The organism is Bacillus sp. FSL R5-0431 (genome assembly GCF_038002985.1).
Lineage (GTDB): Bacteria > Bacillota > Bacilli > Bacillales > Bacillaceae > Bacillus.
In genome coordinates, this window is sequence record NZ_JBBOOG010000001.1 from 1,279,084 (window position 1) to 1,295,227 (window position 16,144).

A 16,144-nucleotide genomic window follows, 5' to 3' on the forward strand; every position below is an offset into this window, starting at 1 on the left:
TATCACAAAAAAGTGGGTACTTCCGATAATGTGCTTACTGAAGGATACTATATCTTGTAAGTTGTTCTTCAAGTACTTAAAGGTACTAGACATAAAATAATATTAATTCTAAAGGAGTGTTAAGTATGGGTAAATTTGAAGGTAAAATAGCGCTTGTAACGGGTGGAACAAGTGGGATTGGTCTTGCTACAGCACAAAAATTTGTAAACGAAGGTGCATATGTTTATATCACGGGACGTAGACAAAACGAACTTGATAAAGCTGTTAACCAAATTGGCAAGAACGTAACCGGTGTTCAAGGTGATATTTCTAAGCTTGAAGACTTAGACAAACTATATGACATGATAAAGCAGGAAAAAGGTAAGTTGGACATCCTTTTTGCTAATGCAGGCATCGGCAACTTCCTTTCATTAGGTGAAATTACTGAAGAGCAGGTTGATAGAACGTTCGACATTAACGTGAAAGGAACCATTTTTACTGTTCAAAAAGCGCTATCACTATTCCCGGACAAAGTAGGTTCTATTATTGTAACGGGCTCTACTGCTGGATCAATTGGCAACCCAGCATTTAGTGTATATGGAGCATCTAAAGCAGCATTAAGAGCACTAGTTCGCAACTGGATTCTTGACCTAAAAGGTACTGAAATTCGTGTAAATGTGGTAAGTCCAGGAGTTATTCTTACACCTGCATACGATGAGCTTTTTGGTGATGCACTTGAAGGAGCGATGGAAAATGCCAGAAAAACTGTTCCAGCTGGAAAAGTTGGGACACCTGAAGAAGTAGCAAACGCTGTATCTTTCCTTGCATCAGACGAAAGCAGTTACTTGACGGGTGTTGAATTGTTCGTAGATGGCGGGCTAGCACAGGTATAATGTCACTGCCAAGGGATTACAAATCGTCCCCAAAAAAAGTTAATGGGGATTTACTTGAGTCGTATAAAAAAGTCGTTTTCCTTATGTCCTTGAGTAACCACAAATGCTGCAAACTAAGTTTTGATGATGGATATGTAAAATGAGAAAAAAGGAAAAGACATGCCGGATGCATGTCTTTTTTTGCGAATCAACCATAAAAAAAGAGAAGAGTCATGTCACTCTTCTCATACGAATGGGAATAGAACTTGCTAGGACGGCTGGGGGCTACCAGCTCGTAAATATATTATATATGACAGAACGTATGTTTGTAAAGAGGGATCATGCTTTTTTTGCTTATTTCATTTGATGTAAGATAAAATAAAGGCAATGAATGATAAACGGAGGCGTTTGAGTTGGCAAACAAAGAAGAGAAGACAGAGCAGCTGCTAATGGAGCTAAAGGAAGAGCTTCAAATGCTTGAACATCAAAACAAAGAACGGTATAAATGGAGTGCCTCCACATTGCTTGGAGTGATTGCCCTCTTGATTGATAAAGGAGTGATCACACCCGAGGAAGTCGAGATGTACAAGACGAAGGCGGAAATGCAAACCTTTCATACGCAAAAAGACTGATGCTTACTGATATGATGTATGGCGAGAAAAAGAAAAGGACATAACAAATTGATGACTCAATTGATATTATGTCCTTACTTCTGCAATTCGTTTTCACAGCATTAAACCAGCTTATACATTAAAACATCATCCCAGTATTCATGATCATTTATTTTAAATTCTTTTATTTTACGTCCTTCTTCTATAAACCCCATCTTTTTGTACAAAGAAATGGCCTTTTGATTTGTAGAGAAAACGGCTAAACTAACCTTTTCAATTGAAGGATTCTTTTCTGCCCAATGTAATAACGCTGTTAGTAACTTTTCCCCTACGCCTAAACCTCTATATCTCTTATGCACCATCAGCCCGAATGAACCCGTATGAGAAGTTCTTTTTCTATTTGATGAATGTTCAAAGGCTATCCATCCAATGACTTTCTCATCAGTTTGAGCAACTATGTACGTCTCGTTTTCATTTTCAATTCTTTTCTGTATCCATTCCCTGTGTTCTAATAGGGTTTTTTTGTTTTCTTCAGGTGATGTAAGTAGATAATCTGATTCAGCAATAACTGATTTCTGTATTTCTAAAGTCATTTCAGCATCTTCCATTTTTCCAAAACGTACAATGATATCATTGGAATTGCATATTAGTTTCTCCTGTCTAGAGCTAATACGGCATCTTATCATTTTTTTTAAATGAAAAAGAAGGGTATTGAAATAGAAATCACCATTTGGTCAAATCGTGATTAAATTTGCTTTATATATACGTATGTACCGATCGTCTGAATTGAGGATTGCAAATTAATGTACGGAGTCTTTGATGATTTTATAGTTTTTATGATTAACGACTGTTAGTGAATCCAGTTCTAAATCTCTATAGTTGTCCATAATGGTGACATCCACAATGACAGAGTTTTCATTCACTTTTTCAACTACACCTGTTAAACCATTTCTAAATTCGATCACATTTCCAATTTTTGCAATCTTCAACCGATCCCTCTCCTTTAAAAACAGATTTCATTCCCTATTAAAAAGTATTTTGCAATATTTTCATACCAATGTAAAGGATAAAGACGTTTTTGTTTTGTTTTCGTTGTATGCTCTTCTAACGAATGGTATATTTAATAATTGATCATGGCTGAAAAGGAGCGGTTTTTTTGACTGAAGAACAAATCCTCACAATCCTCGAATCTTTACGGAATGGGACGGAAAAACAGGTGACCATCCAAAAAGATGACTTTTTAACGTTTCGTTCTGTTTTGGTGAATCAAGATGATTTTAAACATTTTCGCGGGATCGCCAAACATGGTGGAGATGTTATTTTTGAATATCTTACAGAAGCAAGAAGCTAAAGCTTTTTCTCATTGATGAGAGAAAGCTTTTTTTATTTTCGTTCTTTTGTCACACTTCAAACCACTCTGATACATATGAAAAGAAAATGTAATAACCCATAATCAGGAGCATAAGGATGATGATAGGTGAAAAAGGGATCTTTTTAAGCGCTAACAATTCCATTTTATGTGCGCAAAACAAGGACATGCCATTTAATGACGGAATTTGGACAGGCATGTAAATCTTTGTGCGTGAAAATAGAATGAGGTCTTGTTAGAGTGGACAAGTATCTTACAGCCTACTTTGATTAAAGGAGGAAAAAGGCGAATGATTAAAATTCATACAGCTCTTTTTGTCATCCTTATGCTCGTTGCAGCAATGAAGATGGACAATATACAAGAGCAGCAAGGCACATTAAGTCACGAACTTTCACAAGCACCTGTTAAACATCAGCTTTCATATATAGAGCAAGATCACGATCAAGTCATCCCAGCATTTTCTGAAGAGAAGCGTCAGCCAAAAGTGAAAATGCTAAGTACGTCAACAGAAGAAAAGTCTTCAAAACCGAAGCAAAAGAAAAAAGTAAAATCTGAAACGACGAATAAGGCAAGCGGTAAACAGTATTCTAATGAAGAAATGGACTTGCTTTCTCGGTTGGTTCACGCTGAAGCGAAAGGTGAATCTTACGAAGGGAAAAAAGCGGTGGCAAGCGTTGTTTTAAACAGAGTAGAGCATCGTTCTTTTCCTGACAGCGTGAAAGGTGTGATTTATCAGCGAAATGCTTTCCAGCCAGTATCGAATGGAAGTATTCATGATATGGCAGATCAAGATTCCATTAAAGCGGTGAAGCAGGTAGTAAAAGAACATGACAGAACAACAAAGGCTATCTATTTTTATAATCCAAAAACGGCAACAGATCATTGGATTCGTTCCCGCAAAATTGTAGAACGCATCGGACGTCACGTGTTTGCCGTATAGAGAAAAAGAGCGATCAATGAGATTGCTCTTTTTTTGTCTTCAATTATTAAAATATTTTTTGGACTTGTCTCATAGAATGTGAAAAGAATTTGCTTTAGACAAGGGGAGGCTACATGAATCGATTTGTAAAAGGGGTCATTCTGCTATCTGTCGCAGCTTTTATTGCGGAGTGTATAGAGTTTTTAGTCAATATGATTTTAGCGAGAGAGCTTGGAGAACATGGAATGGGTCTATATATGAGTATCCTTCCAATCATCATGCTTGTCCTTGTGATCGCCAGCTTAGAGCTGCCAGTCTCCATTTCTAAATTCATTGCAGAATCGCATGAGCGGCTCCACAAAAGTATGCTCCGCCATGCGTTTAAAATGACGCTTGTGGTGACAAGTACAACTACAGCTATAGCAGCCATTGTACTGCCTTTCATTCCAGTGTTTCAGTCGTATCATCCGCTAATGAAGGGTCTAGTGCTGTCACTTATCCCGATTATTGCGTTTACCTCCATTGCACGCGGCTATTTTATGGGAAAGCAGCAAATGGGCAGGATCGCTCTCGCCAATATGCTGAAGAAAACGATCCAGCTTATCTGCTTGTTTTTGTTTTTTCATTGGTATTCGTTTGATATTGAAACAGCGGTACTCATTGCCATCGGTGTCATTGTCGCGAGTGATCTCGTCGTCTTTATTTATTTATACTCCCAATACGTCATGGCGAAAAATGCTGTCAATGTCAGGTCTGTTGAATTAAGAGGGATTGACGTGAGAAAGCGCCTCTTAGCCGTTTCCATTCCGACAACGGGCATGCGGATTTTTCATGCGATCGCCAATGCGGTTGAACCGTTTTTAATCAAAGGAGCGCTTATTGCAGCAGGCATCTCTGGCACACTTGCTGTTGATCATTACGGCATGCTGGCTGGTGTCGCGATGTCGATTGGTTTTTTCCCAGCGTTTATCGCCCATTCCATCATGATTGTGATGATTCCCAATGTATCTGAAGCCTATGCATTAGGTCAGTATGATCTTGTGAAAAAACGTGTCAGGCAGGCAATACTCATTACGTTTGGGTACGGGGTGCCGGCAGTGATGGTGATGTATTATTTTGCTTATCCGCTCACACATCTCTTTTTTGATTCACCGCAAGCTGCTGTCTATTTACAGCTGCTTTGGCCGTACTTTTTATGCCACCTGTTTGTGATGCCATTTCAAGCGTGTTTAATCGGTATGGGGCTCATTAAAGATGTGTTCCTACATAATATATGGGTGCATGTCGTCTCGTTTTCTATGGTCTATTTTCTTGGTTCAATTGAAAGCTTAAATATGATGGGGGTTATATTAGGGATGAATACGGGGATGCTGCTGCTGACTGCACTGCATTATGCGACGATATGTAAGGAGCTCGGCGTTTCCATGTTTCTTAGAATGAAAAAAGCTTGAATGTCATTGTGATCGAGAGGGCAAGCTATAAGAAAACTGGGAAGGAAGATCCTGATGAATCGTAAATATCTACCCGCCAGTCTTCTCATGATGACCCTGCTTCTATTACTCATAGGCAACGATGCTGAAGCAAAAGAATCCGTTATGGCGCCAAGGATAGAGGCTCCTACATTAACTGGTGAAACGCAAATCGTTCCGCCGAAAGGGAAACGAACGATCCTGCATTTTTGGACAACATGGTGTCCGTCCTGCAAAATGGAGCTGCCCGTATTTGACCAAATCGTGAAAGAAAATCAGAGTGATGTTGATATCTTAACCGTGAATTTACTAGGGGCTGAACAAAGTAAACATGCGGTTGCCGAATTTGTGAAAGACAGAAAGTTTACATTCCCGGTCATTCTAGATGAGCAAGGAGAAATGATGAAGAAATACCAAATCATCACCATTCCAACCACCTTTTTGATAAATGAAAAAGGGGAAATAGTGAAAAATCATGTAGGTCCACTGACGAAAAAACAAATCAAAGAGTGGACGGATTTTTAGAACGAAACCTTATTGTTAAGAACCAAGGCTCATTCCTATGGTTCTTTTTTGTGTTCAATTGCTTTTCATCTGAATAAACTGTGCTCAGAAGAGATGGAATGGTCCACATCAATAATGATAATTATTATCAAAAAGAAATTATAATAATTATTAATTGAAAATTGATCAGAACCTGTTATAATGAATGACAGACCTATAAAAAGCTTGAAATAGCAGAAAATATAGATGAAAAAAGGAAACGGGCAACGATTGATGATGTGAAAACCATTATCAATTAGAGAGGAGAAAACAATCATGAATGAGAATACAGCACTTTATCAAACAACAAATCAAAAGGAATCGAAATGGTCCCTTCATCAATGGGCACAGCACGGAGAATTAATAGCAGCAGGTATCTCGGGGATTCTCATTTTGATTGGATGGATTCTAAAGGATGAGAGCATGTGGAGTATTCCTTTATTTATCCTTGCGTTTATGATTGGAGGTTTTGCAAAGGCGAAGGAAGGAATTGAAGAAACCATTTCGTCTAAAAGCTTGAATGTTGAACTTTTAATGATTTTCGCAGCCATAGGCTCAGCTATCATTGGATATTGGGCAGAGGGCGCTATCTTAATTTTTATTTTCTCACTAAGTGGTGCGCTTGAAACGTATACGTCAAATAAAAGCAAGAAGGATTTAACAGCTTTAATGAGCATCGCACCAGATGAAGCGACTTTAATTGAAGAAGATGGCACGACCATTCAAATCTCTGCTTCATCTTTAACACCAGGTGACCGTATCATGATCAAAGCTGGGGAACGTATTGCAGCAGATGGTGTGATTTTAAGCGGGAGAACAAGTGTAGATGAATCTGCGCTCACGGGCGAGTCTGTACCACAAGAAAAAGGGCAGGGCGAAGACGTGTTTGCAGGAACAGTGAACTTAAATGGTTCCTTAACGGTAGAAGTCACCAAACATAATGAAGAAACGCTTTTCCATAAAATTATTAAGCTTGTCGAATCGGCTCAAGAAAGTGTGTCGCCAAGCCAGGCATTTATTGAAAAATTCGAAGGTGCGTATGTAAAAGGTGTACTGATCACCGTCGCGATTTTAATGGTTCTGCCTCATTTTGTACTAGGCTGGAGCATGAGTGAAACCTTCTACCGGGCCATGGTATTTATGGTTGTTGCATCACCTTGTGCGCTTGTTGCATCCATTATGCCAGCTGCTTTGTCACTGATTTCAAACGGCGCAAGAAACGGAATGCTTGTCAAAGGAAGCGTCTTTTTAGAAAAGCTAGGCACAAGCAGCATGATTGCTTTTGATAAAACGGGGACGATTACAAGCGGAAAGCCGGCTGTAGATCAAGTTGTGATAGCTAAAGGACAAGAGGAAGCTGCTTTTTATCAGGCGCTTTATCAAATTGAAAGTCAATCAAACCACCCATTAGCGAAAGCGATCTCTGATATGGCAAAAGAGCACCACATAGAAAGATCAGCTCATGTCACCATTGAAGAAACCTCTGGTTTTGGTGTAAAGGCACAATTGAATGGAGAAACGTGGCGGATTGGGAAGAAAGACTTTGCCGGCAAGGCTTCAATGGACCGCGAGATCGAAGAGAAGGAAGATTATCTTTCTGAAAAAGGATACACAGTGGTGTATGTTCAAAAGGATCAAGAAGTCGTTGGTTGCCTTGGTCTTAAGGATCAAATTAGACCTGAAGCTAAAAAAATGATTCAAGAGCTGAATGATTTAGGCATCCAAACCGTTATGCTGACAGGAGATCAGCAAAAAACGGCTGAAGCCATTGCGCAGGAAGCCGGCATCCAAACGGTTGTCGCTGAGTGCCTTCCAGATGAAAAGGTACATGAGGTCAATCAACTTAAAAAACAAGGTAATTCCATCATCATGGTAGGAGACGGAATCAATGATGCACCGGCACTCGCCACAGCAGATGTAGGGGTTGCGATGGGCGGAGGCACAGACGTGGCCTTAGAAACAGCAGATCTGATCTTAATGAAGAACAATTTAAATAACTTAACAAAGATGATCCGTCTTTCAAGAAAGATGAATCGAATCATTAAGCAAAATATTATTTTCTCATTAACGGTGATTTGTTTGTTAATTTGTGCGAATTTCTTACAAGTGCTTGATTTGCCTTTTGGCGTCATCGGGCATGAAGGAAGTACGATTTTGGTCATTTTAAATGGACTGCGTCTTCTTCGGGCATCTTAAGCGAATCATCATAGCGCACTTGGCTTCTGCCAGTGCGCTTTTGTGCGAAATATAGCAAAAACTGATACAATAGATCAGTAGAAAAACGTGTAAGGAGGATCACGATGAACCGAATGAAGAGCTTGTCTTCTTGGCTAAAGGAAAAAGACATTCAAGGTGCATTTATACATACAAAGGAAAATGTGTTTTATCTATCTGGATACTTCACAGAGCCGCATGAAAGAGTAATGGGGCTGTTTGTGTTTCAAGAGGCAGATCCATTTTTTGTTTTGCCTAAAATGGAAGTCGATCAGGCGAAAAATGCTGGATGGTCAGGCGATATCATTGGTTATGAAGACCATGAGAATCCATTTGATTTCATTCAGTCAGCAGTAGAAAAACGCGGTGTAAGAGCGACTCGACTTGCAATTGAAAAAGAGTCGATTCCGCTTCAAAGAGCAGAGCAGCTTCAAGCTGCCACTGGGGCAGAAACTTTTGTCCGGGCAGAAGAAGAGCTCAATCAGCTAAGACTGATTAAAGATGAATCTGAAATTGCTACACTGAAAAAAGCCGCTCAATTGGCAGATGAAGGTGTAAAAATTGGGGTGGACGCCTTAAAAGAAGGAATCACCGAAACAGAAGTGCTCGCTGTCATTGAATATGAGCTAAAGAAAAAAGGCATTCAAGGCATGTCCTTTTCGACGATGGTTCTCTTTGGCGAAAAATCAGGAGAGCCTCACGGAAATCCAGGGCAGACAGCCTTAAAAAAAGGCGATTTTGTGTTATTTGACCTTGGTGTCATTGTTGATGGCTATTGCTCAGACATTACAAGAACATTCATCTATCAGGAAGCTTCTGACAAGCAAAAGGACATCTATCAAACCGTCCTGAACGCAGAAATGGCGGCACTTGAAATGAGTAAGCTGGGCGTGAGAATTGGAGACCTGGACTTAAAAGCACGCGGACTGATCACAGAAGCTGGATATGGGGACTATTTCCCTCACCGCCTTGGGCATGGTCTAGGGGTGTCTGTTCATGAGTTTCCTTCTATGAGCCAGGCAAATGATGATCTTCTCCAAGAAGGCATGGTGTATACGATCGAACCGGGGATCTACGTCCCAGGAGTCGGCGGCGTCAGAATTGAAGATGATGTACTGATCACAGCAGATGGTCCAGTCACTTTAACCAATTATCCGAAAGAGCTGACGATCATCAAGTAATAAAAAAATCACGATGAACGTCCATGTCTTGGAAGTGTCATCGTGATTTTTTGTCACTCTTTTCGATCCTTATCAACAAAAAAATCATCAATTGATTCAAACGGTTTGATTTTATGTTCTTTTCCTAAAGGATGTAGTGCAAAACGAGCAGAAAACAAAACAGTCATACATAATATAATCCATATGATGATACCCATCTTGAATTCCCCTTTCCATCCAGTGATTTGTTCAGCTCACATACATCTTAAAGTATGAAACGCTTACCATATCAAGAGAAAGTAGGAGAAAAAATGCCAAACATAAGGGAGATTGCGAAAAGAGCGGGCGTATCTGTGACAACTGTATCACGTGTGTTGAATGATCATCCTTATGTCAAAGAAGAAAAACGAGAACGAGTGCTACATGCGATGAAAGAGCTCAAATATACGAGAAACATTCAGGCTGTACATTTAGCAAAGGGCTATTCAAATATGCTTGGCATCGTTCTTCCAACGATTGATCATTCTTATTTCAGCAGACTTGTCACAGGGATTGCCGAGAAAGCACAGGCGCGCGGTATGCATTTTGCTTTATTTCAAACAGGGTATGATCCTTTAAAAGAAAAAGAAGCATTGATGAGTTTAAAAGAGCGCCGCGTGGATGGGTTAATCTTTTGCTCAAATGCGTTAAGTGATCGAGACATTTTAAGGTGGCAGGAATCCGGGCCTATTATTTTTTGCCATCCGGCGCCTTTTGAAGACTGCTCAACGGTGTCGATCGCACATGATCAAGCATTTAAAGAAGGGCTGCATCATTTAGCAGCATGCGGGCATCAGCGAATCGCGATTGTACTAGCCAGAATAGAAGGCGCAAACAGCCAGTCACGACTTCAAGCTTATCAAGATATGATGAAATCGCTCGGGCAGGAGATTGATGAAGAATGGATCATCGAAGGGAAGCTCACACTTTTTGATGGAAAACAATTATTCACAGAGTGGCAGGAGATGAAGAATCGCCCCACAGCATTATTCATCACAAATGACGACGTATCAGCAGGCTTTTTATTAGAGGCGCAGCGTCATGATATAAAAGCAGGAGAATCTCCAGCCATACTCGGCTTTCAAAATGATCAATTGAGTGAGGCTTTGGGGATTTCCAGCATTGATATTCCACTTAAACGAATGGGTCAGGAAGCGTTTGACTTGTTCGACCGGGCCGTAAAGGGAGAGGCACCAGAAAAAAGAATGCTGCCATTTCGCCTGATCGAGCGTTCAACTACCGTTTTCAAAAACAATCGTTGACGCACGTTTCATCTGTTTTGTACGATAAGAGGGATTGAATAAGAAGGAGGTGGGGATGTTCATGGAATCCTTCACCGTTGATAAAGCGTTAAATAATAATGTCATCATCGCAAGACACCCTTCTTGGGGCGAAGTGGTTCTAATTGGGAAAGGAATCGGCTTCGGGAAAAAATCGGGTGATGTTCTCGATCAAGACACATTTGAAAAAATGTTTGTACTTAAAAATACAAAGGAACAAACAGAATATAAACAGCTGCTTCACCACATTGATGAGAACATGATCGAGCTTGCCAATGACGTCATTTATCATATACGAGAAAAAATGGGGCACCGTTTGAATGAGCATATTCATATTGCCCTGACTGACCATATTGCCTTTAGTTTTAAGCGGGTGCAGCAAGGATATGATATCACCAATCCCTTTATGCTTGAGACTAAATCGCTGTATCCGAAAGAATACGAGGTCGCAAAGGAAGTCGTTGAGCTGATTAACGAGCGTTCAGATGTCGAAACAAAGCTGCCAGAAGGAGAGATTGGTTTTATTGCGCTCCATATTCACTCGGCTTTGACGAATCGGCCCTTATCTGAGGTGAACCGTCATTCGCAGCTTATTACGCAGATGGTCCAAGTCATAGAAGATTCATTTCATATGAAAGTAGACCGAGAAAGTATTCATTATTTACGCTTATTGCGCCATATTACATTTTCGATTGAGCGCATTAAACGGGAAGAATCATTAGAGGAGCCAGAAAAATTGCTTCATCTATTGAAAAATGAATATCCTTTATGCTACAATACTGCTTGGAAAATGATCAAAATATTACAACATGCATTGAAAAAGCCTGTACAGGATGCGGAGGCTGTCTACCTGACACTTCATCTGTACAGATTGACAAATAAAATTTCATAGTTTCCTTGAAACGTGTAACTGATTCGATCAGGCATGAGTGACTTAAGGTAAATACAGGATAAGATCCTGTTATTTGCGCAACCTTATATCACCATGCCTTTTTTTGTGTTTGAAGGTGAAATGTAAACGGTTAATTATGAAATGTACGTCAGGGAGCGTCCCACATGTATGTTGTAAGTGAAAACAAAAGGAGGTTCAACCAGTGTTTAAATCACTTTTTGGTGTGTTGCAAAAAATTGGACGAGCACTTATGCTTCCAGTTGCGATCCTTCCTGCTGCTGGTATTTTACTAGCACTTGGGAATGCGATGCAAAATCCGCAGCTGATTGATGTGGCTCAATTTTTAAGCAATGATACAATTCAGCTTGTTGCAAGTGTCATGGAAAATGCGGGGAACATTGTCTTCTCGAATCTTCCGCTCTTATTTGCTGTAGGGGTTGCCATCGGTCTTGCTAATGGAGACGGTGTGGCAGGGATTGCCGCAATTATCGGTTATCTTGTCATGAACGTGACAATGAGTGCCGTATTAATGGCCAATGGATCGATTCCATCCGATTCCATCAAATTGGCTAAGTTCTTTAAGGAAAGCCATCCAGCGTATATTAATATGCTCGGCATTCCGACCTTGTCTACCGGCGTCTTCGGCGGGATTATTGTCGGGGTATTAGCAGCTTATATGTATAATAAATTTTACAAAATTGAGCTCCCGCAATATCTCGGTTTCTTTGCTGGTAAACGTTTTGTTCCAATCGTTACATCTATTTCAGCACTTATTTTAGGGCTTTTGATGCTAGTCATTTGGCCGCCAATTCAAGGTGCACTGAACTCGTTTTCAACAGGACTGCTCGCAGCGAATGAGCCGCTTGCTGCCTTTGTATTCGGTGTGATTGAACGCTCATTAATTCCGTTTGGTCTGCACCACATTTTCTACTCGCCATTCTGGTATGAGTTCTTTAGTTATAAGAGCTTATCAGGTGAGCTTGTCCGTGGTGATCAGCGTATCTTCATGGCACAGATCAAAGATGGTGTTCAGCTGACAGCTGGTACATTCATGACAGGGAAATATCCGTTCATGATGTTTGGTCTGCCAGCAGCAGCACTTGCGATTTACCATGAAGCAAAACCAAAGAATAAAAAGCTTGTCGCTGGAATTATGGGATCAGCAGCCCTGACTTCTTTCCTAACAGGGATTACTGAACCGCTTGAATTCTCATTCTTGTTTGTTGCACCAGTGTTATTTGCAATCCACTGTGTATTTGCTGGATTATCCTTTATGATTATGGATATTCTAAACGTGAAAATCGGTATGACCTTCTCAGGGGGATTAATCGACTTCTTCTTATTCGGTATCTTGCCAAACAGAACCGCTTGGTGGCTTGTGATTCCAGTTGGTCTCGTACTTGCTGCTATTTATTACTTCGGATTTAGATTCGCCATTCGCAAATTTAATCTGAAAACGCCAGGCCGCGAGGATGAAGCAGCTGACGGTGCAGATAGTGCTAAGTCTGAAAAGGGTAATGACTTACCTTATGAAATTCTTGAAGCGATGGGTGACCAAGAAAACATTAAACACCTTGATGCTTGTATTACGCGTTTACGTGTCACTGTCAATGATCAGAAGAAAGTGGACAAGGACCGCTTGAAAAAGCTTGGTGCTTCAGGAGTTCTCGAAGTAGGAAACAACATCCAGGCCATCTTTGGACCACGCTCTGATAATTTAAAAACACAAATGCAGGACATCATTGCAGGCCGCACGCCTCGTCCAGCTAAAGACCCTTCTGCAAAAGAAGAAGTCAGCCAGCAGGTCGAAGAAGTCATTGCAAAACCGCTTCAAAACGAGCAAGGGGAAGAAATCTTTGCTTCACCAATTACAGGGGAGCTTCATCCGATTACAGATGTACCAGATCAAGTATTCTCAGGGAAAATGATGGGTGACGGTTTCGCCATCTTGCCAACAGATGGAACGGTGGTTTCACCGGTGAAAGGGAAGATCTTAAATGTATTCCCAACGAAACACGCAATTGGCCTGCAATCTGACGGTGGACTTGAAATTTTAATCCACTTCGGTATTGATACGGTCAGCCTTAAAGGAGAAGGATTTGAAGCATTTGTACGAGAGGGAGATCAAGTAGAAATCGGTCAAAAACTCTTAGAGGTTGATATTGATAAAATTAAGTCTGAAGTACCATCTTTGATGACACCAATTGTATTTACCAACTTAGGTGAAGGACAATTTATTGACCTTCAAGAATCCGGTGTAATCAAAGCTGGTCAAGAAAACATCATGAAAATTTCAAAATAATTTTCATAACTGCCGTTCTTGTTAGATGACAAGCTCGGCAGTATGATATAATATTGTGGATGTATTAATTGTATAAAAAGGAGATTGATAAAAATGGCTCAACAAACATTCAAAGTAACTGCAGATTCTGGAATTCACGCACGTCCTGCAACAGTTCTTGTACAAACTGCTAGTAAATATGATGCTGATATCAACTTAGAATATAATGGTAAAACAGTGAACCTGAAATCTATTATGGGTGTAATGTCTCTAGGAATTGCGAAAGGTGCTACAATCACAATCTCTGCTTCTGGTTCTGATGAAAATGATGCACTTGCTGCGCTTAAAGACACAATGAAAAGTGAAGGCCTAGGCGAGTAATGCAACAACTGAAAGGAATCGGTGCTTCAGCAGGCGTTGCGATTGCAAAAGCATACCGTCTGGAAGAACCAGATTTAACAGTTCACCAAAAAGACATCAACGATCCAGAGACAGAAGTGAAGCGTTTTGAAGAAGCAATTCATGTTTCTAAACAAGAACTTGAAGCAATTAAAGAACATGCGCTAAAAGAGCTTGGCCAAGACAAAGCAGATATCTTTTCTGCACACCTTCTTGTGTTAAGTGATCCAGAGCTGCTAAACCCAGTAAAGGATAAAATCAACTCTGATAAAGTAAATGCTGAATTTGCTTTAAAAGAAACAGCGACAATGTTTGTCACCATGTTCGAAGCAATGGACAATGAATACATGAAGGAACGTGCAGCGGATATTCGCGACGTAACAAAACGTGTAACTGGACATTTGCTAGGCGTTGACATTCCAAATCCAAGCATGATTTCTGAAGAAGTCATCATCATCGCTGAAGATTTAACACCTTCTGATACTGCTCAGCTGAACAGACAATTCGTCAAAGGTTTTGCGACAGATATCGGCGGCCGTACTTCTCACTCAGCGATCATGGCAAGATCTATGGAGATTCCAGCAGTTGTTGGAACAAAAGAAGCAACAAAAACGGTGAAAAACAATGATCTGATCATTGTCGATGGTATTAGCGGAGACGTCATCATTCAGCCTTCTGAAGATGAAGTGAAAGCGTATCAAAAAAAGCATGAAGACTACTTAGCTCAAAAAGCGGAATGGGCGAAACTTGTTGATCAGCCAACGGTCACAAAAGACGGCGTTCACGTAGAGCTAGCTGCAAATATCGGAACACCTGAGGATGTAAAAGGTGTACTTGAAAATGGCGGCGAAGCAGTCGGATTGTACCGTACAGAATTTTTATACATGGGCAGAGATCAGCTTCCAACAGAAGAAGAACAGTTCAATGCTTATAAAACAGTGTTAGAGAAGATGGAAGGTAAAGCGGTTGTTGTCCGCACACTTGATATTGGTGGCGATAAAGAACTCCCTTACTTGCAGCTTCCAAAAGAAATGAACCCGTTCCTTGGCTTTAGAGCGATCCGCCTTTGCCTCGAAGAACAGGAGATTTTCAGAACACAACTACGCGCCTTACTTCGTGCAAGTACATATGGAAACTTGAAAATCATGTTCCCTATGATCGCGACATTATCAGAGTTTAGAGAAGCAAAAGCCATTTTACTTGAAGAAAAAGAAGCATTGGTTGCCGCTGGTACAGACGTATCCGATTCCATTGAAATCGGTATAATGGTAGAAATTCCATCAACCGCTGTCATCGCAGACCAATTCGCAAAAGAAGTTGATTTCTTCAGTATTGGAACAAATGATTTGATTCAATACACAATGGCTGCTGATCGAATGAACGAACGAGTGTCTTATCTTTACCAGCCTTACAATCCAGCGATTTTACGTTTGATTACGCTTGTTATTGAAGCAGCGCATAAAGAAGGTAAATGGGTTGGCATGTGCGGTGAGATGGCAGGAGATGAAATCGCAATCCCACTTCTACTTGGATTAGGATTAGATGAATTCTCAATGAGTGCAACATCTATTCTTCCAGCAAGAACACAGCTAAGCAAGCTTTCTAAGGAAGAAGCTGCATCATTTAAAGAGCATATTTTATCACTTAGCACAACAGAAGAAGTGGTTGATTTCGTGAAGAAAACGTTTCAACATCACTAAGTGAATTCAAACCAGACAGTAACCCTGTCTGGTTTTTTTGTCGAATTTTATCATATTGGGTCATATCCGGCAGAGAGAAGGGCATCCTATAAGAAAAATGGAGGTGACCAGATTGCCTTTCTCAGACTATAAACCGGGTGATCAAGTATATGTGATTTATCGAAATCCACATGCAGCAAACGTAGCACAAATCAAAGAAGCAGAAATTGTTTCACATCCATATAACGAAGAGGAGCTTGCCCTATTTTTACTTGAAACGTATCATCCTTTAGCTCCAGATGATGCGGTCTTTCCGACATATGAAGAAGCAGAAGCTCTTTATCAAGATTTGTTTGAATAAGGGAGATTTTAGAAAGGATAAAAGCCATCCTGCGCGGTTAAAGTAACCGTATGAAAACCTATAAGGTAAGGATGTGC

Annotated in this window: 17 protein-coding genes; 14 read left to right on the forward strand and 3 right to left on the reverse strand. The window is 40.4% G+C overall.

All coding sequences use genetic code 11. From position 1 onward, the window contains the following. Nucleotides 1-125 precede the first annotated feature (125 nt). Both MKZ03_RS06345 and MKZ03_RS06350 read left to right on the forward strand, forming a co-directional pair. Entirely contained in the window at nt 126-872 is a 747-nt protein-coding gene (locus tag MKZ03_RS06345) for an SDR family NAD(P)-dependent oxidoreductase (RefSeq protein WP_341031314.1), read from the forward strand. Nucleotides 873-1,264: 392 nt separating this feature from the next. Then, on the forward strand, nt 1,265-1,483 hold the full coding sequence (locus MKZ03_RS06350) for a hypothetical protein (RefSeq protein ID WP_075622921.1): 219 nt from the start codon (nt 1,265-1,267) through the stop codon (nt 1,481-1,483). Nucleotides 1,484-1,584: 101 nt separating this feature from the next. Here the strand turns inward: MKZ03_RS06350 and MKZ03_RS06355 are convergent, their stop codons facing one another. Both MKZ03_RS06355 and MKZ03_RS06360 read right to left on the reverse strand, forming a co-directional pair. Further along, nucleotides 1,585-2,055 carry a GNAT family N-acetyltransferase gene (locus MKZ03_RS06355; RefSeq protein ID WP_334748811.1) on the reverse strand — a complete coding sequence of 157 codons (471 nt, stop codon included), beginning with the start codon at nt 2,053-2,055 and terminating at the stop codon, nt 1,585-1,587. A gap of 207 nt (nt 2,056-2,262) precedes the next feature. After that, nucleotides 2,263-2,451, reverse strand: coding sequence for a YkvS family protein (locus MKZ03_RS06360; protein WP_003211747.1), 189 nt, complete (start codon nt 2,449-2,451; stop codon nt 2,263-2,265). 167 nt (nt 2,452-2,618) lie between these two features. On the opposite strand from MKZ03_RS06360, the gene MKZ03_RS06365 reads away from it, so the two are divergent. The 6 genes from MKZ03_RS06365 (at nt 2,619) to MKZ03_RS06390 (ending at nt 9,157) form a co-directional block, all read left to right on the forward strand. Beyond that, nucleotides 2,619-2,813 carry a hypothetical protein gene (locus MKZ03_RS06365; RefSeq protein ID WP_024424688.1) on the forward strand — a complete coding sequence of 65 codons (195 nt, stop codon included), beginning with the start codon at nt 2,619-2,621 and terminating at the stop codon, nt 2,811-2,813. A 307-nt stretch (nt 2,814-3,120) separates the two neighbouring features. Next, on the forward strand, nt 3,121-3,771 hold the full coding sequence (locus tag MKZ03_RS06370) for a cell wall hydrolase (protein WP_334748827.1): 651 nt from the start codon (nt 3,121-3,123) through the stop codon (nt 3,769-3,771). Nucleotides 3,772-3,884: 113 nt separating this feature from the next. After that, nucleotides 3,885-5,201 (forward strand): polysaccharide biosynthesis protein, encoded by a 1,317-nt coding sequence (locus MKZ03_RS06375; protein WP_341031318.1) that lies wholly within the window; start codon nt 3,885-3,887, stop codon nt 5,199-5,201. Nucleotides 5,202-5,255: 54 nt separating this feature from the next. Continuing rightward, entirely contained in the window at nt 5,256-5,744 is a 489-nt protein-coding gene (gene stoA, locus MKZ03_RS06380; protein WP_340972544.1) for an endospore biogenesis thiol-disulfide oxidoreductase StoA, read from the forward strand. A gap of 294 nt (nt 5,745-6,038) precedes the next feature. Then, nucleotides 6,039-7,958 carry a heavy metal translocating P-type ATPase gene (locus tag MKZ03_RS06385; RefSeq protein ID WP_307499536.1) on the forward strand — a complete coding sequence of 640 codons (1,920 nt, stop codon included), beginning with the start codon at nt 6,039-6,041 and terminating at the stop codon, nt 7,956-7,958. Between the two features lie 104 nt (nt 7,959-8,062). Then, the gene (locus MKZ03_RS06390; protein WP_341031321.1) at nt 8,063-9,157 is read left to right on the forward strand and encodes a M24 family metallopeptidase; all 1,095 of its coding nucleotides are present in this window, start codon (nt 8,063-8,065) and stop codon (nt 9,155-9,157) included. A gap of 53 nt (nt 9,158-9,210) precedes the next feature. Here MKZ03_RS06390 and MKZ03_RS06395 read toward each other — a convergent pair whose 3' ends face one another. After that, nucleotides 9,211-9,354 (reverse strand): hypothetical protein, encoded by a 144-nt coding sequence (locus MKZ03_RS06395; protein ID WP_162839370.1) that lies wholly within the window; start codon nt 9,352-9,354, stop codon nt 9,211-9,213. Nucleotides 9,355-9,447: 93 nt separating this feature from the next. Here MKZ03_RS06395 and MKZ03_RS06400 point away from each other — a divergent pair, with 93 nt between their 5' ends. The 6 genes from MKZ03_RS06400 (at nt 9,448) to MKZ03_RS06425 (ending at nt 16,067) form a co-directional block, all read left to right on the forward strand. Further along, on the forward strand, nt 9,448-10,437 hold the full coding sequence (locus MKZ03_RS06400) for a LacI family DNA-binding transcriptional regulator (protein WP_278022919.1): 990 nt from the start codon (nt 9,448-9,450) through the stop codon (nt 10,435-10,437). Between the two features lie 55 nt (nt 10,438-10,492). Beyond that, nucleotides 10,493-11,347 carry a glucose PTS transporter transcription antiterminator GlcT gene (gene glcT / locus MKZ03_RS06405; RefSeq protein ID WP_034662832.1) on the forward strand — a complete coding sequence of 285 codons (855 nt, stop codon included), beginning with the start codon at nt 10,493-10,495 and terminating at the stop codon, nt 11,345-11,347. Between the two features lie 202 nt (nt 11,348-11,549). Next, nucleotides 11,550-13,649, forward strand: coding sequence for a glucose-specific PTS transporter subunit IIBC (ptsG, locus tag MKZ03_RS06410; protein ID WP_341031326.1), 2,100 nt, complete (start codon nt 11,550-11,552; stop codon nt 13,647-13,649). A 93-nt stretch (nt 13,650-13,742) separates the two neighbouring features. Then, nucleotides 13,743-14,009 carry a phosphocarrier protein HPr gene (locus tag MKZ03_RS06415; RefSeq protein ID WP_003211078.1) on the forward strand — a complete coding sequence of 89 codons (267 nt, stop codon included), beginning with the start codon at nt 13,743-13,745 and terminating at the stop codon, nt 14,007-14,009. Further along, complete coding sequence (gene ptsP / locus MKZ03_RS06420) at nt 14,009-15,727, forward strand: phosphoenolpyruvate--protein phosphotransferase (RefSeq protein WP_106038798.1); 1,719 nt, start codon at nt 14,009-14,011, stop codon at nt 15,725-15,727. The genes MKZ03_RS06415 and ptsP overlap by 1 nt, the downstream gene beginning before the upstream one ends. A gap of 97 nt (nt 15,728-15,824) precedes the next feature. Next, the gene (locus tag MKZ03_RS06425; protein WP_044331928.1) at nt 15,825-16,067 is read left to right on the forward strand and encodes a transcriptional regulator SplA domain-containing protein; all 243 of its coding nucleotides are present in this window, start codon (nt 15,825-15,827) and stop codon (nt 16,065-16,067) included. Nucleotides 16,068-16,144: the final 77 nt, after the last annotated feature.

Bases quoted from the DNA above. Each gene is read 5' to 3' on its own strand.
- MKZ03_RS06345 (WP_341031314.1), top strand. From the start codon at position 126: ATGGGTAAATTTGAAGGTAAAATAGCGCTTGTAACGGGTGGAACAAGT.
- MKZ03_RS06355 (WP_334748811.1), bottom strand. From the start codon at position 2,055: ATGACTTTAGAAATACAGAAATCAGTTATTGCTGAATCAGATTATCTA.
- MKZ03_RS06370 (WP_334748827.1), top strand. From the start codon at position 3,121: ATGATTAAAATTCATACAGCTCTTTTTGTCATCCTTATGCTCGTTGCA.
- MKZ03_RS06375 (WP_341031318.1), top strand. From the start codon at position 3,885: ATGAATCGATTTGTAAAAGGGGTCATTCTGCTATCTGTCGCAGCTTTT.
- stoA (WP_340972544.1), top strand. From the start codon at position 5,256: ATGAATCGTAAATATCTACCCGCCAGTCTTCTCATGATGACCCTGCTT.
- MKZ03_RS06385 (WP_307499536.1), top strand. From the start codon at position 6,039: ATGAATGAGAATACAGCACTTTATCAAACAACAAATCAAAAGGAATCG.
- MKZ03_RS06390 (WP_341031321.1), top strand. From the start codon at position 8,063: ATGAACCGAATGAAGAGCTTGTCTTCTTGGCTAAAGGAAAAAGACATT.
- MKZ03_RS06395 (WP_162839370.1), bottom strand. From the start codon at position 9,354: ATGGGTATCATCATATGGATTATATTATGTATGACTGTTTTGTTTTCT.
- MKZ03_RS06400 (WP_278022919.1), top strand. From the start codon at position 9,448: ATGCCAAACATAAGGGAGATTGCGAAAAGAGCGGGCGTATCTGTGACA.
- glcT (WP_034662832.1), top strand. From the start codon at position 10,493: ATGTTCATGGAATCCTTCACCGTTGATAAAGCGTTAAATAATAATGTC.
- MKZ03_RS06415 (WP_003211078.1), top strand. From the start codon at position 13,743: ATGGCTCAACAAACATTCAAAGTAACTGCAGATTCTGGAATTCACGCA.
- ptsP (WP_106038798.1), top strand. From the start codon at position 14,009: ATGCAACAACTGAAAGGAATCGGTGCTTCAGCAGGCGTTGCGATTGCA.
- MKZ03_RS06425 (WP_044331928.1), top strand. From the start codon at position 15,825: ATGGAGGTGACCAGATTGCCTTTCTCAGACTATAAACCGGGTGATCAA.